The sequence below is a fragment of the Paenibacillus plantiphilus genome, from assembly GCF_927798095.1.
Lineage (GTDB): Bacteria > Bacillota > Bacilli > Paenibacillales > Paenibacillaceae > Paenibacillus_Z > Paenibacillus_Z plantiphilus.
The window spans coordinates 44,180-71,090 of sequence record NZ_CAKMMF010000025.1; the positions used below are offsets into that span (position 1 = coordinate 44,180).

21 protein-coding genes are annotated in these 26,911 nt (G+C 46.8%); 17 read left to right on the top strand and 4 right to left on the bottom strand.

The window, feature by feature from the left end; all coding sequences use genetic code 11:
• The first annotated feature begins 14 nt into the window (after positions 1–14).
• From L6H65_RS19660 to L6H65_RS19705, 10 genes are all read left to right on the top strand, one after another.
• Entirely contained in the window at positions 15–890 is an 876-nt protein-coding gene (locus L6H65_RS19660; protein WP_236344360.1) for a DUF4007 family protein, read from the top strand.
• A complete protein-coding gene (locus L6H65_RS19665; RefSeq protein ID WP_236344361.1) occupies positions 891–4,232 on the top strand; it encodes a DUF6079 family protein in 3,342 nt (1,113 codons plus the stop codon).
• 23 nt (positions 4,233–4,255) lie between these two features.
• Entirely contained in the window at positions 4,256–5,053 is a 798-nt protein-coding gene (locus L6H65_RS19670) for a phosphoadenosine phosphosulfate reductase domain-containing protein (RefSeq protein WP_236344362.1), read from the top strand.
• Positions 5,054–5,135: 82 nt separating this feature from the next.
• On the top strand, positions 5,136–5,546 hold the full coding sequence (locus tag L6H65_RS19675) for a L5-gp82 domain-containing phage-derived protein (protein ID WP_236344363.1): 411 nt from the start codon (positions 5,136–5,138) through the stop codon (positions 5,544–5,546).
• 101 nt (positions 5,547–5,647) lie between these two features.
• Positions 5,648–6,013, top strand: coding sequence for a helix-turn-helix domain-containing protein (locus L6H65_RS19680; protein ID WP_236344364.1), 366 nt, complete (start codon positions 5,648–5,650; stop codon positions 6,011–6,013).
• 29 nt (positions 6,014–6,042) lie between these two features.
• Positions 6,043–8,472, top strand: coding sequence for a DEAD/DEAH box helicase family protein (locus tag L6H65_RS19685; RefSeq protein ID WP_236344400.1), 2,430 nt, complete (start codon positions 6,043–6,045; stop codon positions 8,470–8,472).
• Positions 8,473–8,610: 138 nt separating this feature from the next.
• Positions 8,611–8,940: a helix-turn-helix domain-containing protein gene (locus tag L6H65_RS19690; protein ID WP_236344365.1), complete on the top strand. Its 330-nt coding sequence runs from the start codon at positions 8,611–8,613 to the stop codon at positions 8,938–8,940.
• A gap of 963 nt (positions 8,941–9,903) precedes the next feature.
• Positions 9,904–11,208 (top strand): AAA family ATPase, encoded by a 1,305-nt coding sequence (locus L6H65_RS19695; protein ID WP_236344366.1) that lies wholly within the window; start codon positions 9,904–9,906, stop codon positions 11,206–11,208.
• Positions 11,205–11,912, top strand: coding sequence for an HNH endonuclease (locus L6H65_RS19700; protein ID WP_236344367.1), 708 nt, complete (start codon positions 11,205–11,207; stop codon positions 11,910–11,912). Before L6H65_RS19695 ends, L6H65_RS19700 begins: the two co-directional genes overlap by 4 nt.
• A gap of 303 nt (positions 11,913–12,215) precedes the next feature.
• Positions 12,216–13,715, top strand: a complete 1,500-nt coding sequence (locus L6H65_RS19705; protein ID WP_236344368.1) for a transposase — start codon at positions 12,216–12,218, stop codon at positions 13,713–13,715.
• A gap of 99 nt (positions 13,716–13,814) precedes the next feature.
• On the opposite strand, the gene pdxR is transcribed toward L6H65_RS19705, so the two are convergent.
• Positions 13,815–15,236, bottom strand: coding sequence for a MocR-like pyridoxine biosynthesis transcription factor PdxR (pdxR, locus tag L6H65_RS19710; protein ID WP_236344369.1), 1,422 nt, complete (start codon positions 15,234–15,236; stop codon positions 13,815–13,817).
• A gap of 103 nt (positions 15,237–15,339) precedes the next feature.
• Here pdxR and L6H65_RS19715 point away from each other — a divergent pair, with 103 nt between their 5' ends.
• From L6H65_RS19715 to L6H65_RS19735, 5 genes are all read left to right on the top strand, one after another.
• Entirely contained in the window at positions 15,340–16,362 is a 1,023-nt protein-coding gene (locus L6H65_RS19715; RefSeq protein ID WP_236344370.1) for an ABC transporter ATP-binding protein, read from the top strand.
• A complete protein-coding gene (locus L6H65_RS19720) occupies positions 16,359–17,159 on the top strand; it encodes an ABC transporter permease (RefSeq protein WP_236344371.1) in 801 nt (266 codons plus the stop codon). Before L6H65_RS19715 ends, L6H65_RS19720 begins: the two co-directional genes overlap by 4 nt.
• An 8-nt stretch (positions 17,160–17,167) precedes the next feature.
• Positions 17,168–17,980 carry an ABC transporter permease gene (locus L6H65_RS19725; protein ID WP_236344372.1) on the top strand — a complete coding sequence of 271 codons (813 nt, stop codon included), beginning with the start codon at positions 17,168–17,170 and terminating at the stop codon, positions 17,978–17,980.
• Between the two features lie 211 nt (positions 17,981–18,191).
• A complete protein-coding gene (locus tag L6H65_RS19730) occupies positions 18,192–18,371 on the top strand; it encodes a hypothetical protein (RefSeq protein WP_236344373.1) in 180 nt (59 codons plus the stop codon).
• Positions 18,372–18,444: 73 nt separating this feature from the next.
• The gene (locus L6H65_RS19735) at positions 18,445–18,987 is read left to right on the top strand and encodes a GNAT family N-acetyltransferase (RefSeq protein ID WP_236344374.1); all 543 of its coding nucleotides are present in this window, start codon (positions 18,445–18,447) and stop codon (positions 18,985–18,987) included.
• Positions 18,988–19,032: 45 nt separating this feature from the next.
• Here the strand turns inward: L6H65_RS19735 and L6H65_RS19740 are convergent, their stop codons facing one another.
• From L6H65_RS19740 to L6H65_RS19750, 3 genes are all read right to left on the bottom strand, one after another.
• Positions 19,033–21,399 carry an MMPL family transporter gene (locus L6H65_RS19740; protein WP_236344375.1) on the bottom strand — a complete coding sequence of 789 codons (2,367 nt, stop codon included), beginning with the start codon at positions 21,397–21,399 and terminating at the stop codon, positions 19,033–19,035.
• A 48-nt stretch (positions 21,400–21,447) separates the two neighbouring features.
• Positions 21,448–22,062: a TetR/AcrR family transcriptional regulator gene (locus tag L6H65_RS19745; RefSeq protein ID WP_236344376.1), complete on the bottom strand. Its 615-nt coding sequence runs from the start codon at positions 22,060–22,062 to the stop codon at positions 21,448–21,450.
• A gap of 272 nt (positions 22,063–22,334) precedes the next feature.
• Complete coding sequence (locus L6H65_RS19750) at positions 22,335–23,438, bottom strand: serine hydrolase domain-containing protein (RefSeq protein ID WP_236344377.1); 1,104 nt, start codon at positions 23,436–23,438, stop codon at positions 22,335–22,337.
• A 282-nt stretch (positions 23,439–23,720) separates the two neighbouring features.
• Here L6H65_RS19750 and L6H65_RS19755 point away from each other — a divergent pair, with 282 nt between their 5' ends.
• The gene (locus L6H65_RS19755) at positions 23,721–24,131 is read left to right on the top strand and encodes a hypothetical protein (protein ID WP_236344378.1); all 411 of its coding nucleotides are present in this window, start codon (positions 23,721–23,723) and stop codon (positions 24,129–24,131) included.
• A 317-nt stretch (positions 24,132–24,448) separates the two neighbouring features.
• Entirely contained in the window at positions 24,449–26,833 is a 2,385-nt protein-coding gene (locus tag L6H65_RS19760) for a polyprenyl synthetase family protein (protein WP_236344379.1), read from the top strand.
• Positions 26,834–26,911: the final 78 nt, after the last annotated feature.

The window sequence follows — 26,911 nt, forward strand, 5'->3', positions numbered from 1 at the left end:
GAAGGAGGCACAACATGAAATTCGGTCATCATCAAAGCTTCTATCTTCGGGTGAACTGGCTTTCCAAAGCGATGAAAATGCGAAATGAAGATCCTCAGTTCTTTTTTGATGAATTCAGTTTTGAGAGAATCGGGCTTGGCAGAAATATGGTCAAGTCCCTCAGATACTGGGCTGTGGCAACATCCGTGATGGAGGAAGCAAAAAATGAAGAACGGAAGTCGTATCACCAGTTGACTGAGTTCGGAAGGTTGGTATTCGATAACGACCGCTTCATAAGGTTGCCGCTGACAGCCGCTGTGCTGCATTGTTTGCTGGCTTCGAACAGGGAGCAGGCTACTTCCTGGTATTGGTTTTTCAACGAGCATAGCCACCATTCAAGCACGAATGAGGAAATGCTTGCGGCGTTGTCAGAGTGGGTAGGACAGCATCATAACCGGGAAGTGTCAGTTAATACGCTGAAGAGGGACCTGGATTGCCTTAAGTTGATGTACACCGTGCAAGCTGGCAGCGAGGATGATCCGGAAGAGATTGTGGCAAGTCCTTTATCCGGATTAAAGCTGCTCTATGATATAAGAGAACAATTTGTGAAACGCAATCCGGAACCGAATCTTATTGATCTTGATGCTCTTTATTTCAATTTGCTATATTACTGTGGGAAATATGAAGTGAATAGCTTGACGTTGGAAGAAATACAGGTCAAGCCCATGTTATGGGGCAAGCTGTTCCATTTGTCGTCAAATCAAATATTAGAGTATCTGGAGCTACTTCATGCGGATACGTTATATCCGGTTAAATTCGTTCGTACTAATCAGATTTACAGTCTGAACATAGATGTAGAGAATGCGTATGTCTTCTTGCAGAACGCATATGCACGGAAGGCGGCTTATTAAATGCAAGGATTCCGCTCAAGCATTAACCTGCAGCTCGATTTGCTTAATGAGGATTTGCTTCACAAATATGTACTAACTTCTTCTCACTGTGAGGTACTCCGCAGTGTTCTGGAAGGGGTGACGCAGAACACCGCGCAAGCCCACCTAATCATTGGTCCATACGGTACGGGGAAGTCTCTTCTTGCAACCATCCTATGCCAAATACTGTCGAAACCGTTCTCCGGTGAATGGCAATCGCAGCTGCTTGTTCAAGCAAAACGAATGGATTCACGGCTGGCTGCTCATCTGAGCGAAGTTGAGCGCACTACTATCACCTTTATTCCCGTTATTATTAATGGCAGGACAGGCAGCTTGCGAACCATTATCAACCAAGCCATCTACCGTTCGCTTCATCAGGCAGGAATTGAAATTGCGACTCCTAATGAAGCGATCTCCATTATAAACACAGTCGACCGTTGGAAAAGCACGTATCCCGACACGTATGCCATGTTCCTGAGGCATTTAGCAGAATGCAATTGGGAGGAAGCGGATTGGCGTTCATTGATTATGGGCTGTCAGGAGGCTGTCACCCGTGATTTTATCTCGTTCTATCCTTCTGTTACTTCAGGCACATCTTGGGTTTTTGAGCATGGCAGCTATTTTGTAGATAATCTTGAGAGGTTATCCACGGAGCTTGCTGCAATGAACAGGGGTTTGTTTATCGTTTTTGATGAATTTGGCCGGTTCCTTCAATCCCTTGGAGGGACCGATACGCTTAAGAATATGCAGGATCTACAGGATTTCACCGAGTTTGTTGATCGTTCAGATCACATTCATCTGCTCGTTGTTGGTCATAAGCATATTCGGCAATATGCTGTAAACAGCAGAGAAAGCATTCGCGGAGAATTTGAGAAGGTAGAGAAGCGATTCCGGTTTTATAGTCTAGAGACGGATTCCGCTACCTTTTTGCGGCTTGCCCAAGAAGCAATCGCCCCAGTGAATAGGCAGTGTCTGGAGTTAGCAAGTGAGTTCGAATCGCTAGAGGTGCTTCAGGGGCATCCCCTTTTCGCAGAATTCACCTCTTACCAGCTTGAACATGGCATTATTCGAACCTTGTACCCGCTTCATCCCGTTGCCGTTCAGTTACTCCCCCAGCTATCGAATATATTCGGGCAGAATGAGCGCACTTTATATTCCTTTCTGACCGACAATGGGCGTCACAGTCTAATCGACCACTTTCAACAGAATGGCAATCGCTATTATTATGCGGACCAACTGTTCCGTTTCTTTAATGTCGATTCGGCGGAGGATAGAGATCAGCCAGGCCTTCAGCTTTATCATACGATTGCGCCTTATTTAGACGGAAGCCATGACATGCAGCATCGGCTAATTGAGCTGCTAACACTATGGACGGTTACCAGAATGACTCAGAAACAGTCTGCGAATCTTTCGTTTCTGGCATTTGCACTAGGGGAATCTCTGGAGGATACCAGGCTGGCTTTGGAACAGCTATCACAAGCCAAAATTGTAAGGCACAATAGAATACGCGATCTATGGGAGCTGTATGATGGCAGCTCGATTGATGTCAATGCGGTCGTAGCGGCGAGGATATCCTCCACATCCCTGAATATGAGGGATATGCTCGCCTTGCTGGATCGGCACCTTCCAGTGACGTATATTATGCCCTATGAATACAATGATGACATGGACATGCTTCGTTATGCCGATGTTCGATTTACAAACCTTGCCGAGCTGAAATCCGGTATTCACACCAATTTTTCAGCGGATGATCGGGTTTGGCTAGTTCTGTATATGGATGCGGATGAGATCGAGAACCCTGACACGGTTATGGGCGAGCTAGCGGCACCCTATTGCATGGTATTCCCAAGGTTTACCGCAGAAAGTATTCGATCTAATCTGTTGCATTACAAAATTATTGATCAATTGTTGAATGATCCGGTATTTCTAGCTGAGGATGCGAGAGTCAAAAATGAGTTGATCTACATGCTTCATGAGACAAGCATGAGGATTAAAGCTTTCGTTGAACGTTATTTCCTCTTTGAAGAGCTGGATTGGCGATGGGGAATGGAACGAAGGTTCATTACAGACTTCCGGGGGCTAGAAGGGCTGGTGACCGAACGGTTAAGAGAAACCTATCAGAATACGCCGATTATTCGCAATGAAGCGTTTAATCGCAACCGTATTTCTGCCATACAACGGAGGGCGCTCATCGATGTCATTGATCGCGTCATCCACCAGCCGAATGAACCGAATCTGGGTATTATGGGTTATGGGCCCAACTATCTCATTTATGCGAGTGTGCTAAAAAATAACGGCTATTCTTTCGATGCGGGCAGCGGTGTGCAATGTGACGGAATGCTTGAAGTGCTAAGGGGTCAGCTACTGCGAATTTTGGACGAACGTCCAGTGGGAAAGCTGTCGGACCTCATTTCCATCATGGAGTTGCCGCCTTATGGCATTCGGGCAGCGGTTGTGCCTTTGTTATTTGTCGCTTTGCTCAGAGACCGATGGGATCAACTTCTCTTTTATGCTCATGATATGTTGACGACTCATTTAAAAGGTGGGGCGGTGCTAGAGCTAATTGAGCTCTCGGAAGCTTATGAGTACCGTTACTATAGTTGGACTGCGGAGGAGCAGCATCAACTGCAAGAACTGGGTCGGCATTTCGAGCTTTCTGTTGGGGCTTGCGCAAGTTTCGTGCATGCCGCTGATGGCTTGCTGCTTTGGTTGCGCACCTTGCCCAAGTATGCTCAGATCACCTCGCGTTTGCAACCTGCTACCCAGCGAATCAGGGATGGCATTCGTGCGTCGGAGATTGATCCGTATTCGCACATGAAGCAGTTGGCGGCGAATGGCGCTGTGCTGGCTGAGGCTAAGAGGGAGCTCGAAACCTTCATGATGCGGAACGAGACCGAGCTGGAGCATAGTGTGCTAAGCCTGACAGGGCTGGAGTCACTCTCGCAATTATTCAATGTTGTGAATAAACTTCGTGATGAAGCAATAAGCAAGAACAGCAAGCTCTTGACTTTGACGAAAGTTGATGGCGAGACGGGAGCGATAGATCGATTGGCGGAGCATCTAGTTGGCGTTGATCGCACGGAATGGTCGGATGCAACGCAGGATCTGTTCTTGGGTCAGATCAAGTATGAATGGCAACTGCTCCATATGAGTAACGAGCCTGCTGTGACATCAGATTTCTCTACGGAGTCGAACGTCCAGCTTTCAAAAAAGTCTCAAACCTTGTATGCCAACGTAAAAAATATATTGAAATACGCGGGAAGAGATATTTCGGCTCAGGAGATAAGACAGTTGCTCATCAAACTGCTTCAGGAAACAGAATAGAATCCGAGAAGGGGGAGGCTGTTATGTCACGGAAGCCTGTGCATATAGCTATGTATAGTGGGGGGGCTTCGTCTGCTTATGTAGCCTATCATATGGTGCAAACTTATGGGAGAGAGAATAGTATGCTCTTCTTTACCAATACGTTGTGGGAACATGAGGACAACTATCGGTTTATGCATGAGGTGGCTGATTACCTGGGCATGGAAATTACTTATCGTACGGATGGAAGGACTCCTGAGCAGGTGTTTTATGATTACAGGTTTATGGGTAACTCCCGTCTGGCGAAGTGTTCGGAAGAGCTGAAGGTTAGGCAGACGATTATTTTCCTTGAGGAGCTTAGAGATGAGCACGGACTGGAGCCTATTCTCTACTTTGGCATTGGCCGACATGAGCAGCACCGGGCAGAGAATCTCAAAGAATTTTATGCCCATGTTCCGCTTGAACCGGTAGAAACGCGGTTTCCGTTAATTTCCACATTTCGGGAGGAAATCGATGCCAAGCGGATCATACAGGAGAATTGGGGTATTAAGCTGCCGATTATGTATGATCTCGGTTTCTCTCACGCCAATTGCGGCGGCAGATGCGTAAGAGGGGGATTCCAGCATTATGCTCAATTATATCAAGTATGGCCAGAAGTCTACCTGGAACAGGAAGAAATGGAGGAGCAATTTCGTAAGCACTTCGACAAGAATGTTTCTATTCTGAAGCGTAATGGAGGTCCTTACACGCTTCGTGAATATCGTGCGACTCTGGAGAAGGAAGGATTAGAAAGATATCTGGGTGTGCAAGATGACACTATTCCATGCGTATGCACCATATAGGAAACGAAATGGAAATATTATAGTCTAAAATTGAACATTCTCCGCATACTAAGTAGTAATACCGAAAGAATGGATGAAGCGTATGCGGAGAGAAAGCGTAATTCATAAGCCCCTTAATCTAGTTGATGGGCAACCCTTATTAATTGCTTATCACTTATATAAAAAATGTTTTTCAATTCGCTGCTTTCATACCCGGAAAGTTATTGGCTATGCGGATAGAATTATCGTAGGCAATGCCCGTTTTCTTGTATCCCATTCCGGCAGAGCACGTGTACTTCGTGAGAAGATGAAGAATATTCATGCTTTTGTTCAAGGTGAGTATCAAGCTGATCTACAGCATGCTTATCTCGCCTACGAAAATATCATGGAGGCCTATTACAACCCTTATAAAGTTTCTACATTCGTGGATAAAAGGACAATGACGCCGATACATGATGCACAAATAGCTATTCTCGATAAAGGAAGGGTTTACTATACCATCGCGCATGGATGACGAACTGAGTTCGGAGCTCAGGGCGAATTATATTTTTATACCTTTAACTTGAACCTATTGGTTCAAGTTATTTTTTTGTGCATGTAAAGAAGTCAGGGAGATTGGTATATTCAGATTGGGTGATAGCATTGGGATACGACTTTCAGATTATTGGCAACCGAATCCGCAAGGCGCGGGAAGCGAAAGGAATCACACAGGACATGCTTGCAAAAGCAATGAAGGTATCTAACGCTTATATAAGTAAAATTGAACGAGGCAAGACGCCTATCAATTTGGATAATTTAAGTAAAATTTGTGAAGTGCTCGAAACTTCCACTGAATACATACTAACGGGAACAAGTACGGCCGCAGAAGACTATATGCACAATGAAATCATCGAGATGCTTGAAGGCTGTTCTCCTGACAAGATCAAGTTGATCGCACAAGTGATCAAGCCGATTGTTGATTATAAGGGAAGACTTGATTAGGGCCGTTATTGAAATGAGGCAGCACAGTGATGGATATTAAATTGATCACGGAAAATTTGGCAGATGAGCTTATACCAGGTATTCAAAAGGCGACAGGAATTTATATCCTGACGTCTTTTGTCATGGATTCGGGTGTGCGCCTGCTGCAGCCTCATCTGAAAAGTGCAGCGGATCGTGGTGCGGATATTAAGGTTTTGGCCGGAGACTATTTGTTTGTGACGCAGCCGCAAGCATTGCAAAGGCTGCTTGCAATTGATGAACGGATAGAAGCGCGTCTGTGGAGAAGCTATGGTGCTTCTTTCCATCCAAAGGCCTATCTGTTCGACTATGATCAGGGGCAGGGCTTAATGATCGTGGGCTCCTCCAATTTCTCGTTGTCTGCTTTCCGGCTCGGCTATGAATGGAATCTGGCAGTAAACGCTGAGGCAGAACCTTTTACTTTCCAACAAGCGCTTGGCCAATTTATGAAGAGCTTTTATCACGATCAGACTTGCACGTTGCATGCAGAATCCGTGAAGGAGTATGAACGAGATTATTGGAAATACCACAGTAAATTCCCGGAGCTCGCACGAGTGGTTTCGGAGACGGAAGAGTCGGAGCTCATGATGCCGGTCAAGGTCTCTAAAGCGGCCAGCTCCGATTTCAATGATTTCGGTGTAAATAGTATCATTCATCCAAGACCTGCACAACAAGCGGCTTTGGACGCCATTCATGCCACTTGGGAAGAAGGCCATGATAAGGCAATGGTAATTATGGCTACGGGTCTCGGAAAGACTTACTTAGCCGGCTTCTTCGCCAAATCCTTCAGACGTGTGTTGTTCATAGCGCATCGGGAGGAAATATTGCTGCAAGCTCAGCGATCGTTCCAGTCAGTCATGCCTGACCGAAGCAGTGGTCTCTACAACGGAACAGAGAAAGATAGTTCTTCGGACCTGGTATTTGCCTCTATTTATACGTTGGGGATAAGGAAACATCAGAAACGATTTGCTCCTGAAGATTTCGATCTGATAATTGTTGATGAGGTCCACCATGCTGCGGCACAATCTTACGCAACAGTCTTGAACTACTTCAAGCCGGATTTTTTTCTTGGCATTACAGCGACACCAGAGCGAATGGATGGGCGAGACGTATATGCTTTATGTGATGGTAATGTAGCCTATCAGATTCATTTTATCGAGGCAATATCACGTGGATGGTTAAGTCCATTTCATTATTATGGCGTATACGATGATATAGACTATTCCAGCATACCCTGGCTCGGTTCACGTTATGACGAGAAAGAGCTGATAGCTGCACAGCTGAGGAAAGACCGCGCGGCTATGATTTTGAAAAGTTGGGAAAGATATAAACAGACGCGTTCGCTCGGATTTTGTTCGTCGATTCAGCAGGCGGATTTTTTGGCCATGTTTTTCAAAGAGCAGGGAATACGCTCGCTCAGCTTGCATTCACGGACGACAGAAATGACACGCTCAGAAGCTATACATGCTTTGACTGAAGGTGAATTGGAGATTGTTTTTACAGTAGATTTGTTTAATGAAGGTGTAGATATTCCAACCGTCGACACGCTGTTATTTGTACGGCCGACGGAATCTATCACAGTCTTCACCCAGCAGGTAGGTCGTGGACTTCGACTTGCCGATGGAAAGTCTCATTGTGTGATAATCGATCTGATTGGAAATTACAGGAATGCTGAATTGAAGATGTCTCTCTTTCAACGAAATGCTAGTGAGCCGTCAAGCAGACGGCAGTCAGTGGCTTCGACAGCAGTTACGGATGCTCCTTCCGGATGCATCATTGAGCTTGAAACCGGAGTTGTCAATTTGTTTGAAACGTTACTGGCGAGGAAGCAGCCACGCAAAGAAAAGCTATTGACTTCCTATAGGGAATTAAAAAGAGAGCTTGGAAGGCGTCCAACTTATATGGAACTCCATTTGTATGGAGCTGCTCCAAGCCGGGAGTATCGTCAGGAGTTCAAATCCTACATCGGATTTCTGCTCTGGGCAGATGAGCTAACGGCTGAAGAACGCAATGCGTATATTCAATCGGAGAGATGGCTGCAAGAGGTCGAGAGCACAGTTATGAGTAGGAGTTACAAAATGGTGCTTCTATTCATCATGCTTGAACGTGGAGCGGAACGCTGGCGGGATCCAATCACTTCTCGAGAGGCAGCACCTCTTTTTTATCGATACATGATGGAGAAAGAATATCGCAGAAGGATAGATTTTTCAGATAAAGAAACAGGGCGGTTGGCCGAAAATTATAATGAAATTAAAATGGCAGCGCTGATTGCACGCATGCCGATGACCAATTGGAGCGGAAGCTCGAATGGTTTAATCACATACGAGAATGGTACGATGTCATTGGCAAGAGAGGCAGCAACAGATTCCGTTGTCGTTTACGAGTGGACACGAGAAATCTGTTTGTACCGATTGCAGACATACTTTGAGCGTAAAGCATAATACTCCGTAGAGTTTTTTTCACATCCCGCCTGACGTATATACAAATCGACAGTCAGTTTAAACCTATTGGTTAAAGTTGACCTATGGTGCATGTTATGGAGAATGCAAGCTTGGTATATTCGGGTTGGGTGATGAATATTGAGTATTGATTATCAAGTCATTGGCGGCAGGATTCGCAAGGCGCGCGAAGATAAGGGGATCACACAAGAACTGCTTGCGGAATCGATGGATGTTTCCAATGCCTATATTAGCAAAATTGAGCGAGGAAGAACATCTGTTAATCTTGATAATTTAGATAAAATTTGTGAAGTTCTAGATACATCCATTGAATTTATTCTAAGCGGAACGAGTACCTCTTCAGATGGTTATCTGCGCAATGAAATTATTGAGATGCTTCAAGGCTGTTCACCCGCCAAAATCAAATTGATCACACAGATAATTAAGTCGATTGTCGAGTATAGAGGTTGACGAGTTGCCGGGCTCCTCTCTCCCTCAAAAACTTGCTCCCATCTCTTATGACAAGTATGATAATAGCAGTAAAACATTTGGATATGCGCTCCAGCGTGAAATTTGCAAACTTATGGAAGGAACACCTACATTGACGGAGCATGCGTCGATCAAGTGGTTACCATACAACGGAGCTAGATACATAAGACTGGGCTCCCGCTGATGTGCCTGCAATCCATAAGATTATGAATCAACACAATACTAATATGTAGTTAGTTCGATTCAGACTAGAATAGAACTAGCTAATCACATTCAAACAGAGAAACCAGCATGAATATGCAGGTATTTCTCTGTTTTTTCTTGTACACTATTTATTGTATTGTGATATTCCTCCAGTCGCACTACAATAAAGCTGAAAATAAGGTGAGTGGAATAACATGACTAACACAGCTCTTGATTTTCACCTTCGACATACAGCAGTGTTTATCTTGTCCACCGGTTGACGGCGTAAGTTGTCCTGCGGATGACGGATAGGCTGTCCGGTCTGAGTAAGAAAGAAGAGGGAATCATGACAATTCCCCCCTGGATGACGCGTTTGATCATATGATTGTCGATGATGCGATGTTTGTTCTGCGCACCGTCAGAAAAAACATCATGCGTGGCTACTGCATACGTCATATCTCGCTGAATATACGCTCCAGTCTGCGCCCGTTCGAGATGAGGCAGCTTGCATTGTAGGTCAATTCGCTGCCGAATCGCCGTATATGCCTGTAAGTTCGATAAAACTCATAAGGCTACTCTAAGCGTGATGAGCAAAGCGTTGCGGGGGGCAAAAATAGGAGTAGCCATTACTGATACGTGAAATCAAAAAACAAGGAAATATGATATAATTAAAGTAATTAGTTCGGTGTATTCTTAGTGATTGAAATTGAAGAAATAGGGAGAAACTATTAATTAGATATGTATCAACGGAGGTTGATCAGAGTGATTATTCACGAATTAAAAATGGAGAACTTCCATGGTTTTAAAAAAAGAGAGATAGCATTTTCTGATCAATTTACAGTCTTAATTGGAGATAATGGTACTGGGAAAACAGCCGTTTTGGATGGGTTAGCAATTGCCTTGGGATCTTTTCTTAGTGGATTTAATGGGGTGCACTCTAGACATATTAGAAGAGATGAAGTTCACAGAAAAACGTTTCTTCAGGGTGGATTAACAGACATTCAATTACAATACCCTGTAAAAATCACATGTTTGGGGAATATTGATGGAAAGGAAATAACTTGGTCAAGAGCGCTAAACGGAAAGCATGGTGCTACTACTAGCAAAGAAGCAAAATCAATTATGGAGTACGCTAGTAGCTTGCAAAAAATGGTTAGTGAGGGGAAGCCCGCAATATTACCACTTATATCTTACTATGGAACTGGAAGGTTGTGGGTTCAAAAAAAGGAACGTAGTGAATATAAAATAAGGACTGATCGTTTAGGTGGTTATTCATTTTGTCTTGATCCCGCATCTAGTGAAAAACATTTTACTCGATGGATGGAGAAGATGACGTATATCGAACTGCAAAGGAAACAAGCGCCATCTGTTCTAGAAGCTGTACGTGATGCAGTAAGTGTATGCATGAAAACTTGGAAAACGATAGAGTTTGATGTAGATTCTGAAGAACTGCGGGCTATAAGGGAAGATGGCACAATATTACCATTTCGCCTGTTAAGTGACGGTGTTCGTAACATGATTGGGATGGTAGCGGATATAGCACATCGGATGGCGCAATTAAACCCTGCCTTGGAAACCAGTGTGGTGAGAGAGACTCCTGGCGTAGTGCTTATTGATGAGTTAGACCTTCATCTTCATCCAAAATGGCAACGCACTATAGTGAATGACTTAAAACGTACTTTTCCAAGAGTACAGTTTATTGTAACATCTCATTCTCCATTTATTATTCAATCCCTTGAGGAGGGAGAACTTCGTCGTCTCCATGAGGTGGATGATAATGAAGAGGTTATGAGTGATGATTTTGTTAATAAAAGTATTGAGGATATTTCGGAAAGTGCTATGGGGATTGAAGGAGTGCAACGCAGTGAAAAACTGAATGAAATGTATAGAGTAGCAAAATTATATTATTCTTTACTCGAACGAGGCAAAAATTCCTCAGGTAAGGAACTTGAGGAACTAAAGCAGCAATTAGATGCTTTAGAATCATTATACAGTTCGGAAGTAGCGTATTACGCATTTTTAGAAATGGAAAGATTGGCTGCGGGATTAGGGAGAGATGGTGAATGAGGCCAATAGAAAAAGGATCAATCCCTAGTGGTGCTAACGGTCTCCAAATTCAACTAACAAAATACCAAGAGGCAAGAGGGCACTTAATTGAAAGACTGGGGACCTATTGCTCTTATTGTGAAAGAGCGCTTGGCGGGAATATTGCTGTTGAGCATATCCAACCTAAATCCAAAGCTCCAGGTTTATCCTTATCCTGGAATAACTTTCTCCTTGCCTGTGGTAATTGTAATTCGATAAAAGCAGATAAACAAATTGTCATGACTGATTATTTCTGGCCTGATAGTGACAATACGGCAAGGGCATTTGAATACTCGACAGGAGCAACCATATCCCCCAATCAAGCGCTTAATGCTCCGCAATCTCAAATGGCAATAAATACAATTAAATTAACTGGTCTTGATCGTGTTCCAAGTTCGGATCCTTTAATCAACCCGGAAGCTAAAGACCGCCGTTGGAGAGAACGTAGAACGGCATATGATATGGCGGAACGTGCAAAGAGAAGATTAGCAACATGTAATACGAATGAAATGAGAGAACAGATCGTGGAATCAGCGACTGCTACTGGCTTCTTTTCAGTTTGGATGAGTGTGTTTAAAGATGATGTTAATATAATGACTAGATTCATAGGCGCATTTCCTGGAACTAGCTCTTGTTGTTATGATGCAAGTTGCGTTCCAATACCAAGGCCAAATGGAGTTATATAATCCTACTTGTTCGAAACCCTTGTCCGATTTTTGTGGACACAATGTAGACCAAAGTAATATTACAGAATAAATCGAGGCAATATTAAACGGGACAAGAAATCAATGAGATGCCGCGAGGCCTTATAGGATAAGCTTCCGTTATAGATATAACATGACTTATGCAGTTGACTCCAAATACTAGAAACCTCTTACACATTCGCTAAATTGTACGCTATTATCACATAAATATCTTGACAACTAAGAATGGCCCAAATAATCACGAAGGATACCCCTTTCAACCGGGTATATCTTAGAGAATTTTGGGTGATTTTTTTGAAGCCATCACTGGAAAAGCCGCGTTTCCGTAAACTCATGCACGGAGAATGTGCTGGAGCGCCTATTCTGCGAACCTTATGGGATCGTTTCGATTTTTCTCTGCTTCTCACGCAGTCCGGCATCTTTAAACGCAGCGGCGCACCTGCTTGGATGCTCTGTTTTATGTATGTCGTTGGACTCATTTCGGGCTGCACAGCCGTCAATCAAATCTCGCAACTCGCGGGCAAGGATGCGCTTCTTGAACTCATGTTCAAGACCTACAAGCTGGCACAATATACCCTCAGTCGTTTCTTCACCACGCCTTATGCTTGGCGATCATTCGGGAAGAAACGCGTACGGCGGCTTCAGCGCGACCCGGATACGATGCTGCGCGAAGGCGACGTTATTAATCTTGACGATACACATTGCGCACATCCCTATGCGAAAAAGCTTCCTTATCTGTCTTGGTTGTTCGACGCTTCCACCAAAACGTTCGGTTGGTGCATGAATGTCGTCGTACTTCAAGCTGTGCTGCGAAATGGCTTGGAATATCCGCTCTTCTACAGCGTTTGGCGAAAGCACGAGCAGGACGGGGTAGGCTTGACCAAGCTCGATCTCGCCCGGCAGATGCTGCTGATGCTGCGCGAATCCGTCACTTGCCGGCTATGGATGGCCATGGATCGTTGGTATTTGTGCAAGGATTTCTTCGTCTTTCTACAGGCGCATAATTTTGATTGGGTGACCAAGGCAAAACGAAACACATCCCTGTACCGCAAGGTCACAGAGGCTGGTCGCTGGGAACGCTATGTTCCCGTATCGCCACGGCAGCTGATTCGTGAAGCGTACAAGCGTCTTGTGGCTGGTAGCGGTCTCTCTGCGATTGCGATGGAAGGCATCTATATGAAACTTCCTTATGAAACGCATGGCCGCAAAGGACAGGTAGTCACCAAACAACGTCTTGTACCGATCGCAGTCGTTGCCGCCATGCGATTGCGTGAAGATACGAACGCAGCAACGGAAGGTGCTGGAGATGAGGACGCAGCGGCCTACAAAGGGGCTTACTTGATCTTGAGCAATCGTCATGATGCACCGCTCGAAGCGCTTACCGTTTACGGGAAACGTTGGCGGATTGAGGTTTTCTTTCGGATAGCCAAACAAGAACTTGGTTTTGAACAGTGCCATTCGACGTCCGAAGCTCACCAGCTTGCCCATTTGGAAATGCTCTTCGCGGCCGAAACACTACTTGCCTATGCTTTATGGCAGGTAAACAAAGAAAAAACGAGTGATGAAAGCTGCACCCACGGCGAAATGGTTAGCGGCCTCTTCCATACTCGTTGTCAGGTTCGTAGCAGAAACCACAAAGGCTCTGAGCGAATCTACATTGATTTTGACACAGAAGCGCTTCGCTTTTCAAGTCTTATTTCAGCCTACTGGCCAAGGGATCTCGGAATGACCTGGTGGCCGGTTTATTCAAGCATAGATTCTCATCATTACCGATTAATCTCATGAACTGCATAAGTCCTGGATATAAAAGGATGGTTACCTAATTGAGTGTATAGAAGAAACACCACGAAAATCCACAACCGCATGCGGTTGTGGATTGCTTTTTTACTTGGAGCCAAACCAAATCTCCGCCAGCTGTTGGATACCATCTTCCAGCTCTTCTGCCGACAATGCGCCGAATCCAAGGATGAACGTATTTGCATACGCATCCTCCGGGCCTGACCAGTGATTGGTAACCGGCTCGACCATGATGCCTGCTTCACGGGCCGCTCTGAATAGAGCGGTGCCGTCAAATCCGGCGTTCAGCTTCAATAGAAGATGCAGGCCCGCATTATGTCCCAGCACTGTAACGTTATCGTTCATAAACCGGCCAATTGCCAAGGTTAAGACTTCGTATTTGGACTGGTAGATTTTCCGCATTCGGCGGACGTGTCTCGTGAAGTGTCCATCTCTCATGAAGAGATGCACAGCATGCTGCACCAGCAAGGAAACGGATTGATTGTAGAATTGGTTCTTCTGTTGAAAGGTTGCGACGAGCGAGCGGGGGACCACGATATAGCTGAGCCGCGCAGAAGGAAGAAATATTTTCGACAAGGTTCCCAAGTAAATTACCCGATCATAGCTGTCCATCGCCTTCATGGCAGGAATCGGTTCGCCAAGGTAGCGGAATTCACTGTCATAGTCATCCTCGATAATCCAGCCCTTCCTTTCATGCGCCCATTGCAGCAATTGCTGGCGTCTGTGAACGGGCATCACCATCCCCATCGGGAACTGATGGGACGGCGTGACATAGACCATGCCCGCTGAGGAAGCATATAGATAGTCGATCCCAATGCCATCTTCATCTAGCGGAATATCGTCCAGCGGGCAGCCCTGATTCTGAAATGCAACGCGCGCTCCGCGGTACCCCGGATTCTCCATGGCAACACTCTGGCCTAACCATTGAAGATATTGGCACAGCAGGCTGAGCGAATGCTGAGTGCCCGAGGATAGAAATATTTGATCCGGGGAACAAGAGATTCCCCGCGATTGGAACAGGTATTCTGCGAGTTCTTCGCGCAGCTCGTAGTCGCCCTGTGAGGTGCTGTAGCCCAGCGAATTTTTTACAGGGGAATACAAGGCGTCCAGCAAACACTTCTTCCAGATGTCGATCGGAAATGCCGATGTATCAATCGGGCCCGAGTAGAAATTGCATCGAATGTGCTCGTCCGGATCAGGCCTTCGCCAAATCTTCTCCGGCACTGCGATCATGGCCGCCATCGAATCGGGGAATGCATCCGAATGCATAGTTATGTAAAACCCGCTGCGATCCTTGCTCGTGACATAGCTCTCCGCAATTAGCTGTTGATAGGCTGTGCTGACGGTATTCTTGCTGATGGAAAGTGTATGCGCCAATTCCCGAATCGGGGGCAGACAGCACCCGGCTTGCAGGCGTCCGGACAGAATTTCCTCTTTGATAAACGTATAGAGCTGTAGGTAAATCGGCGTACGGCTTTGCTTCTTTAAAGGCGGCATCAAGCTTAACATTCGTCACCATCTGTCCCAGGTATTTTCTGTGATTTTGTATCTATCCACATGCAAGGTTTACTTATATATTCATTCTATCATTATTTCGCAGAGGTGAGATAGATTGTCAATCATTCAGGTGGATCAACTAACGAAAACGTTTCACAGACCGATTCGCGGGACAGGGGCATTAGGTGCGATTCGCGATCTGATCAATCGCCGTTATGAGGAGAAAACGGCCGTCGACCGTATCTCGTTCACTATTGAACGGGGTGAAATTGTCGGGTATTTGGGTCCTAATGGAGCGGGAAAATCGACCTCTATCAAAATGCTGGTCGGCATCCTCGTGCCAACGAGCGGAGAAGTGCGAGTCGACGGCGTAATCCCGTACAAGAACCGCAAGGAGAATGCGAGTAAGATCGGTGTCGTCTTCGGTCAGCGTTCCCAGCTGTGGTGGGATATCCCCGTCTCCGAAACGTTCGAGCTCATGAAGTACATGTACAACATCCCAACAGCGGATTTCAAGCGGAACATAGAGCTGTTCACTGATGTGCTCGGCATACAGGATTTCATGCATGTTGCCGTGCGCCAGCTGAGCTTGGGTCAGCGGATGCGGGCCGATCTGTGTGCAGCTCTGCTGCATAATCCTTCCATTGTTTACTTGGACGAGCCTACCATTGGACTCGATGTTGTCGTAAAGAAGAAAATTCGGGAATTTTTGCTCGAAGTGAATGCCCTGCGCCAAACAACGATTCTGCTAACTACGCATGACATGTCCGATGTGGAGAAGCTGTGTTCGCGCGTGATTATAATCAATAATGGCAGGAAAATGTTCGACGGCGATCTGGAGCGGCTAAAATCCGATTACAGTGCGGATGAAACAATGATTCTGCATGTTGATCACGACGAAATCGGGTTTGACGGGAACATCAGCCACTTGGGGGTTACAGACTTTACTTATCATCCAGAGTCAGGCTCGATCCTGCTTCGGTATGATAAACGCCATGCTAAACCCGCTTCTATTCTGGCATGGTTCATGGAGCGGACTGTGGTCCACGATTTTGAAATCAAACCGGCTGAGGTGGAAGATGTGATACGGGATATTTACCAGGATTCCACAAGCTGCGAGCTTGGGGAGGTACAATGAACGTTTATTACAAACTAATGCTGAATGCGGTTCAAAGCAGTACGGCTTATCGTTTCCATACGTTCGTAACGACCTTTCAGCGATTGATCGGCATTTTCGTGCAGATTTCCTTATGGACGGCTTTATACAAAGGGGCGCAGTCGTTTCAAATTGAGATTGCGCAGGCTTCGCTGCAGGAGATGTGGATGTATGTCGTCTACAGCAGCTTGCTTGGCATGATTGTTACCAATGGCAACATTTATTCACTCAGCGATAAAATCCAGACGGGCCATATCGTTACTACGCTTATCCGTCCGATTGGGCTGTTTCGTTCCTTGCTGTGCGAGACGCTTGGCTCCAAGGTATTCATGATCCTGTTCGAGATCATACCGGTAATGATTGTGAGCCACTTCGTGTTTGGGCTTCCACTGCCAACGATAGAGGCGATACCGGTGCTCATGATCATGATAGTCGTGGCATTTACGACATTCTTCCTGATGACGTTCATCGTCGGCATGAGCAGCTTCTGGTATATTCGCACGTTCCATCTGGAATTTATGCTTAACCATGTGATGAATTTCTTCTCGGGCTTACTGATTCCGTTATGGTTTTTTCCTCGCGAGCTGCGTGCAGTTATGGAATGGCTGCCGTTTGACCTTGTTTATTATGCGCCGTTGTCCGTCTTGCTGGGTAAGGCGAAGTATGCAGAGATCGGCGTCATGTTGGCCAAAGGCTGCGTGTGGATCGCGCTGCTTGCGGCAGCGGCAGTCATGGTCTGGCACTTGGGCAAAAGAAAACTGGTCATTCAAGGAGGCTGATAAACAAGATGCCAAACCCATTCCGATTGTACGGGCGCTTTCTGCGAACGTACATGAAAACGCAGCTGGAGTACAGGTTCTCCTTCTTCGGAGATATATTCGTTAATATGATGACTTTCGTTACGCTTTACTTGAGCTTCTGGGTGTTGTTTAACACTTTCCCCACGATGAACGGATGGAATTATTGGGAGGTGGTCTTCCTGTACAATCTGAATTTGCTGACTTATGCGATCAGTTCGTTGTTCTTCTGGGGACCGATGAAACAGTTGGAGCATTTGGTTCGTTCCGGAGAGTTTGATCAATTTCTAGTCCGCCCGCTTGGACCGTTGAAACTGCTCGTATTCCGACAGTTTCAGCATACGTTCATTGGACACATCATCGTAGCGGGAACCGTTATGGTTCTGTGCACCATCCAGCTTCAGATCCATTGGACGGCCGGTAATATCGCATTCTTGCTTCTCTGCGTCCTGGGCGGAACGCTCATTCAAGCAGGCATTATCATTGCAGCGGCTTCCAGTGCGTTCTGGGTCGTACGGTCAGGGACCGTCGTCGATATTTCGATCTATGCGATTCGAAATTTCATTAATTATCCTATCAGCATATACGGGAGATCGATTCAACTACTGCTGACATTCGCGATTCCTTATGCATTCGTCAATTACTATCCGGCGGCAGCTTTTTTTGGAAAGGATCATGCCGGCAGCTCCGAACTATCGAACTTGTACAGCTACAGCTCGCTGGCGGTTGGTGCCGTTCTGTTCGCGGTCGCGATATGGATTTTTCGCCGTGGGGTAATGCGTTACGATAGTGCGGGTTCTTAAACATAGCAGGCTGCTGCGGCGAATTGTGGACCTGCTTATCCACGGTTCGCCTCCATCATGTAAAACCCTGACCGCAAGAGGTTGGGGTTTTTGCTTGTGGGAGCGGAGGTTGAATCTGATTCTAGAGCTTGACAAAGAAAAGGGGATTAACGTAATTTAAAAAGATAATTTCAAAAAATAGGCAGCGGGGTCAGGAGAGGATGAAATCGTAATGGCAGCTAATTGGTGGTTCGCTCTCATTATTATGGTTGTGTTAAACGGAATTATGGTTTGGACCTTGTTAACAGGGCTAGAGCCAGTAAGCCGAAGGGCCAAAAAGTGGTTTTTTATCGTCGTGAATGCTATTGGGCTCGTTCTAGCGGTCTCTCAATTTTTCTGGATGGATTTTTAGACCTGGATGCGATGGGCAGGACTGCACCCGCAGATGCCTGTATGGTGATGTCCTTTGAGGGGTGATGAAACGAATGAACACAGTCCGACTAATCAGACCTTCTATCGAATTTCGTGATCAGTATTTATCGTTCTACAATGACTGGATCAGCAGCGGTGAAGACATCGTACCTTGGGTTGTTGACAGAGACCCCAGCGATTTCGAGGCGATGCTGGAATTTATCTATTCGGAAGACAGCGAGGAGAAACTAACTCATTCTGATTGGGTGCCTCATTCGACCTACTGGTTAATAGACGAAAGAGATTCGCTTGTAGGCGCGGTAAACATCCGACACCGTTTGAACCAGAAGCTTCTGAATGGCGGCGGTCATATTGGCTATGGAATACGGCCCTCTTTTAGACGAAGGGGGTATGGGAGTGCAATATTAGCTCAGGCATTACAAATTATTCGACAGATCGGCGTCGATAAAGTGCTGTTGGTATGCGATAAAGGCAACAATGGCTCGGAGAAAACAATTGTGAAGCAAGGCGGCATTTTTGAATCCGAATTTACAGAGGACGATGGCAATATCGTCAGAAGGTTTTGGATTGATATGACAATAGAAGAGCGCCGGTAAAAATATCTGTAACGGTACAGGTATTTACCGGCGCTCATTGTTATTTTAGTGTGACTTATGCGCGTTAGCGCCGTCCTTGGCGTTAAGCTCGGCGATGAGCTTGTCGCCCTCGACGTCCAGGTTCGGCAGCAGACGATCCATCCATTTCGGCAGCCACCAGGTCTTGTCGCCAAAGATGGCGATGACGGCAGGAACAAGCGCCATGCGGACGATGAATGCGTCGATCAGTACGCCGATCGCCAGAGCGAAACCGATTTGCTTAATCATGATGTCGTGCGTGAATATGAATCCTGCGAATACAGCCACCATAATGACAGCGGCAGCAACTACGACACGGCTGGCCTGATTGTATCCATGAATGACGCTTTGCTTGCCCCTATACCCATGCACATAGGACTCTCGCATGGAGGAGACCAGGAAGACCTGGTAGTCCATCGCCAATCCGTAGAGAATACCAGTGACCAGGATGGGGATGAAGCTCATAAGCGGGCCGCCAGTGTCAGCTCCAAAGATTTGGCTAGCCCAGCCCCACTGAAACACGGCTGTAGTGATCCCGAACGTCGCAAGCACGCTAAGCAGGAAACCGACCGTTGCCTTAATCGGGACGAGAATGGACCGAAAGACCAACAGTAGAATAATTAGCGAGAGGATGACGATGATTCCGACGTAGAGTGGAAAGACCTCTGCCAGCTTGGCCGACATATCGATGTTGATTGCAGTGAACCCCGTAACGCCAAGGACAACGTTATGATTGAGGGCAATCGCCGAGTCGGCCGCACGCAGCTCCTGCACGAGATTCTTCGTCTCCGCATCAGTGGGTCCTGTGTTCGGAATCAGGCTCAGGATAGCTATTGTTCCGTTTTCGTTCACACCGAGCGGTGATACGACCGACACGTTGTCAACCTGTTGAATGTCCTGTACGATCCCTGCAAGCGCCTGAGGTGTGATCGTTCCGTCCGTATCTTTCGGTTCGGCGACGATGAGAAGAGGACCGTTGAATCCCTCTCCAAAACCACTGGAGATCGCGTCGTAGCTCTGCCGCTGCGCGGTGTCCAGATTCGCGGTGCCGCCGGAGGGCATCCCGAGCTTCATCTCGGCAACCGGAATCGCCGCTATGCCAAGGATTGCGACAACAGCTATAATTACGGGCCAACGGAATTTCACGATTCCCTTCACCCAGCCGTCCGCAACGCCATGCTGCTTGTCGGATGACTTTGAACTGCTCTTCTCTCGTGCTTTGCGGGAGCAGATGCGCTCGCCGACCAGGCCGAGCATCGCTGGCAGCAGCGTGAGTGCAATGAGTACGCTCAGGAATACGGTGACCGCAGCAACGATCGCCATCATGCTCAGAAAGGTAATCCCAATGACGAGAAGTCCGCACAGGGCGATAATTACCGTAAGTCCCGCGAAGAATACCGCGCTTCCCGCTGTGCCCACAGCTCTGCTTGCAGCTTCACGAGCCGTCAGTCCCTGGTCGAAAATGAGGCGTCGCTGGCGGTTCACAATAAAGAGTGCATAATCGATACCTACGGCCAAACCAATCATAAGGGCCAGGACCGGCGTGAAGGAGGTCATGGTGACGAAATTCGAGATGGCGAAGGCGCCGCCGACACCGATCCCGACGCCAAAGAGCGCAGTTACAATCGGCAAACCGGCTGCTACGACCGATCCGAGCGTCATGACCAGGACGAGCGCAGCGATGATCAATCCGATAACCTCATTGATCCCGATCGGAATTTCTGGCGACTTCAGGGAGTCGCTCGGCAGCACTGTAATGCCGGTACCCTTCTCCGCTTCGGTTACTGCCTCGACGACCGAATCTGTGACGCCCGCAGGCAGCGAGTTTTGCTGCACCGTGAACTGGAATTGGAACAGGGCCACGCTGCCGTCAGTTGCAATCAGCATGCCCGGTACGGGCATCCCGTCCACAATGAGCGGGCCGTATGGCGGCATTTCTGCCATAGCGGCTCCTGCATCAGCTTGATTCGCAGTCTGACCATTGCTAGCTTGCGCTGTCTGATCGCCTTGGGAAGCCTCGCCAGATGGGGACGCACCGCTCGCAGCTGCAGCCGCAGCTGCGAGTTCTGCGGGGTTGATTACGTAGTCGAGTTCATACACGCTGTTAATCGCCGCGGTGATTGCGGACAATCGTTCGGGGGTATTGAGCTGCTCCCCTTCAGGCGCCGTGAACACCACGCTTCCTTGACCGCCAGACGCTTCTGGCAGCTCCTGCTCCAGTTTGTCCAGCACCTTTTGCGACTCCGTGCCTTCGATCTTCATCTCAGAGCTTGTGTGAATACCGTTACTGCCGATCATCGCGATGACGACTCCAACGATCACGATCCAACTTGCAATGAAGAGCCATGGTTTATCAAAGGCGGTTTTTCCTATTTTGTACAATAATTTTGACATCGTGACGGTTCCTCTCCTTCATATCTCTAAACATGTGAATCTGAAAATTTAGAATCCATTGCGCAGGTAGCCGAACGTCGTATCCAAGTATTGATCAAATGTCGCGGCATTGGGCATTTCGTCTGCCGGTTCGCCCGGAAGCTGCACGTTTATGCTGCCGTCGACAATCGGCAGAATAGCTCCATATACGGCTCCCACGACAATATGGCTGTATTCCTCCGGATAACGGTCATGGAAGAAACCGCTCAACGTCTCCTGGGCACGCTTTTGCAATTGATGGAATGCGCCGAGAATGTACGGCTCCAGCGTTGGATGGCTTTTGGACAGCGTCACGAGAACGCGCATTTTACAGAGCATATCGGTTGTAAGCTGCAGCCTCATCCATTGATGCAAGGCATCAAGCGGGGTTGTGCCTTCGGGTAAATCCACTGTGTCAAACTCTGCTTCATCGATGCCTTTGAAAGATACAGCAGCCATTACGACAGCTTCTTCTTTGCAGGAGAAATGGTTCGCGAACGTTCTTCTGGAATAACCCGCGCGCTGCACGACATCATCGACGACAAAGCCGTCCAATCCTTTCTCAAGCGCAAGCTCGAATGCCGCGTCAGCCAGCGCATGGACAGTCGCCTCTTTTTTGAGTTCACGCAAGCTTGGTTTATTCATCGTGTACACTCACCTCCATTCTTCAGGGAGACATTGGTTCTGTATGGGTATACGTTAACATATGATTGCCCAATGTGCAATAATGCACTTTAAGAAACAATGCAAGTTATGCAATTATGCTCGATGGGCATTATCGCCTTATACGATGAAAAGGATGCTCCCAGCCCCACTTTTATTGTGGTTTTGGAGGCATCCTTTCACATCATTTGGGATTGACTCATTGGATTGTGATACTTTGTTGTATGAGCTGAACAAGTTCCTCAAATTCGTACTTATTCATTAAAAAGCTTCTCAATCAGCTGATGGACCTCGCGTTGTTCGAACAGATTATAGCCTTCTTCACCATGATTGCTCAAAACAATAACAGTTTGCTGCTTCTCTGTGTCCCTGCTAATGAAGGAATAGAACCCGGGTATGTAACCTTGATGAGAGTAAACCCCCGAGTTGGTAATATCGATTCCCCAGCCATAACCATACGCCCCCATAGAAGGATCATGGTCTGCAAATAAGGCATTTCGTGTTTCCATACTTGCTAGCTGGTTGGAATACAAGGCACGATCCCATAAGTACAGATCTTCTACTGTAGAGCTTATTCCGCCCGGTCCTGGATCTGAACGGAAGAAATCCACTGGACGACGGAAGCCGAATAAATTGGTTTCGTATCCCTCCGCTTGTTCATCCAGCTCCAAATCTATGTAGGATTCTACGAAGGTATGCTTCATTTTCAACGGTTCAAAAATATGTTCCTTCATATAATCCTCATATGCTTGTCCCGATACTTTCTCAATGAGATGGCCTAGAATCACGTAACCAACATTACTATAAGAGTAAGTCTTGCCGGGTTCTGATTGTAAAGTGAAGTCCGTTTGAAGCTTTTCCTGCAGCCTCTTGGCTGGATCATCCCAAACCTCTTCCTCAAATTCTCTCGGCAAACCGGACAAGTGAGCAAGTAATTGATGAATCGTCATTTGATCGCCCGCCTTCATGTCCGGCAAATAACGACTAAGAGGATCCTGTACATGCAGCTTGCCCGCTTCCTGCAACTGCATAATAGCTAAAGCTGTGAATGCTTTAGTAAGAGAGGCAATACGGAAGATCGTTTGGGGATGATTGGGAATGTTTTCATTCGTACGGGCCATCCCGTAACCCTTGTTTAACAGAATGGTCCCTCGATCAGCGATCAGAATGGTTCCTTGGAATTGATTTTCTTGTAAATAGGTATCAATGGAAATTGCGGCAGGTGAAACCGTATTTGCTGCAGCGAAGGGTTTGCGAGATGTTGTTTCGCTGTCCCCCTTATTGAAAGAGCTGGATTGAGGGGCTGTGAGCAGAAGGAGCAAGCAGCAGCATATAAGCAGCAATCGATTAAACATCATGAACAGGCTCCTCTGATGGAATATTGAACCAACTAATCCTGAAAATATAATAACATGAGTGAATAATCACTGGACAGGAAATAGTTTTTGTCGAAAATCGTCAAATAGTAAAATGACCCAATCAGGCGAATCAGTGATATCCTTAAGGTTCTCAGGCCAGAAAAACGGATGTACTTGGGATGAGGACGTGGGAGAGGAAGCAATAAAATCACCCAATCTTCATTTCCAGTAAGAGATCTAGCTATTCCGAGAAGCTTAATTTATAGAAAGAGGTGAAGTAAAATGAACAAAACTACATTAATTTTGTTATTTATTATTGTTATTTTATTAGTAGGCAATGTATATCAAGGTGTTACCATAAATGATCATAAGTATATTCAAAAAATAGATAGTCAGTTTATAGCTTCTTTGGCAAGAATGTCAGGAGGTTTTGAGGAGGGTGAAAAGGTAAGCTTTTTGGCAGTTGAACATGTATTCAAAGCAGTTACACTTTCTCAATTTGCATCGTACAAAAAAACGAATATTTATTTGGATTCATATATATCTGTCTTGGCTACAACTATTCGTGAAAAATACTTAAACGAACAAGTGATTATAAATGCTAAAGAAATACAACAACTAATTATGGAACTTTCCGAAGATCCCACTAATCAAACAACAGCAGATAAACTAACCCTCTTAATAAAAGGATAAAACTTTAAGTTTCGTCCATCTTTTTTGGCATGTTCAAACAGATTGGCTGGGGATACGTCTCGCGCTGGATCGACTATCCATTATGGGATGTATGAAACCTGATATAAATGTTCGCTTTTCCTTCTTGAGAGGTTGGTCCCATACCCTTATAATGAATTCGCAACCTAAAAATTCCTCTACCGTATTTAGAATATGATAATGGTTCAGGGCGAGGCTGCTGCGGGAAGCGCTCCAACCTGTTGCAGCGTATGGAGAAACCTCATCCTCCCAGTATGCATACTGTAACAACAACAATAGAAGTTGAGGTCATATGCCATATGAATGAAAAAATAATAGTTCATGCCGATAGCTGTTATCGGACGGCTGAGCAGAAGGCCGCCAGCTACTTTGCGTCGCTTTATGAGCAGGTCATGGCGAAGACGTACGTGCCTGCCCTGACTGAAGACATCCGACTATGGAAACGAAGCCATATTCCTCTCCAATCCTGGTTTTCCTTGTTATCGCGAGGAAAGGGGAAATCGGATACTAAAAATTATTATCGACATATCCAATGGTTGAAGCATACAGGCAAACTGGATGACTATCTGGATCGAAGCGTCTCCTATATTTACATGAGGGATCTGGGCAAAGTCATGGATTCTCCTGACACACAGGCCAGAATCCAGCGTTTAGCCGCCGACATCAAGCATCGCTTGATTCATTCCACCGCAACGAATCGGGGAGAACAGCCAGATTTTATAAGTTTGGCGGGGCTGTATCGGTGGGCCCAGAAGGAAGGCGTTGAAACGGCCGCGATCTGGGTGATCGAGAAACTGAGGCTTGTATCGACCCATATTCCAGAGGAAATGAATGCCGAGCACGCTCAGCGCAAACTGATCAAGATCATTGTCGGCGTAGTTCTGCATGTGATCGAAGAGATGGGTGATGAACGATCGCCTGCGGAACGTGCCCGGAGACTTGATGAAGCGATCAGACTCGGTTATTCCTATGGTCTGACCTATCCGTTCATCGACGATCTGCTGGATGCGCAGGTTCTGACCGATCAAGAGAAAGCGCAATATTCCGATGTCATACGGACCGCGCTGCTCACCGGAACGGTGCCGGAACTGGGCGAGTGGAGCGGAACGAGCAAGACGATGGTTCAATTCGTACATGCGGAGCTGCGGGAAGCCTTCGAGTATATTAAGCACCAGCAGCAGCCGGAGACGCAGCATCTGTTCTTCGAGCAAACCTATGTGTTCTTTCACTCGCAGGAATTGGACCGTGCCAAGGAGCTGTCCAATTCTACGTACACCAATGAAGAGCTTTATATACCGATCATTCTGAAGTCTGCTTCTTCCCGCTTGATCGCCCGCTCCGTTATTCGTGCTCCCGAAGACGAGGGTTTTGAGAATCGGACGTTTTTCTATGGCATCTACAACCAGTTGGCTGACGATTTTGCGGATATGTTCGACGATCAGAGGGACGGCGCGGTAACTCCCTACACCTATTATTTGACCTACCGCGACCAGCGTCCGGATTTAATTAATCCCTTTGAATTATACTGGACGGTCATAGTCCATCTCATTCATAACGTGTACCACTCCGATGCCAAGACTCGTGAGATCATACTGGATCGTGCCATCAACGGTCTAAAACGGTGCAAAGCACGGCTCGGCGCTGAAAAGTATAACAGCATCATGGAAATATTCGCATGCGGAAATCCGGCGTTCAATCGGCTTGTCCAGCATATGGTTCAAAAAGCGGATGATGTGGATTTCCTCGACAAGCTGCTTCGGGACCAGATGGTTGCCATTCTAAGAAACGATCGGAAGGAGAAAGAAGCCTTCTTCGAGACGATTGCAACGGCCCGCGAACAGATCAACAGCATGCTGCGGCTTGCCAAGCCTGACGGGATTCTGCCGATGAGAGAAACACTCATCGATGCGGCGAATTACAGTCTCGAAGGGGGCGGCAAACGTCTGCGTCCCATCTTGACCTGGGTCATGGGCGTGCAAGAATATGGACTGCGTGCACAATCCATTGTGCCCTTATTGCGATCATTAGAGTATATGCATACAGCATCCCTGATCTTCGATGATTTGCCGTCCCAGGACAACGCGTCTACCCGTAGAGGGCGTCCAACGCTGCATCAGGTGCATAATAGCGCCACTGCGGAATTAACCGGTCTGGTACTGATGCAGAAGGCGATTCAGGAACAAGCGTCATTGGAATCGTTCGATGCCAAGAACGTGATTGCCTTGATGCAATATTCGGCCCAAAAGACGGAGGATATGTGCATCGGGCAGGCGATGGATTTGAATTCCAAAGGCAAGGCATTAACGTTGGAGCAATTGAATGAGATCTGCTTCCACAAAACCGGAATTGCGTTTGAGGCTGCTCTGGTTATGCCCGCCATTCTCGCGCAGGTTAACGAGCAGGAAATCGCAATGTTGAAAACATTCGCCTATCATGCGGGCATCGCTTTTCAGATTAAGGATGATTTGCTCGATTTGGAAGGGGATGTGCGGGTGCTCGGGAAACCTGTTGGTCAGGATGCCGAGAACAACACCTCGACCTTCGTAACGGTCCTGGGGAAGGAAGGCGCCCAAAAAGCGATGTGGGACCATTACTGTCTAGCCCTGGAAGCGTTGAAAGAGACGCCTCGCCGTACCGCTTTTTTGAAGCATTTAATGAATTATATCGTTAACCGAGACCGGTAAGCACGCCGATTGTTACGGTTCGCTTAGACCTTATCGATCCACAGCCGTAAGAGGCTGTGGATTTTTTGTTGCTCCAGA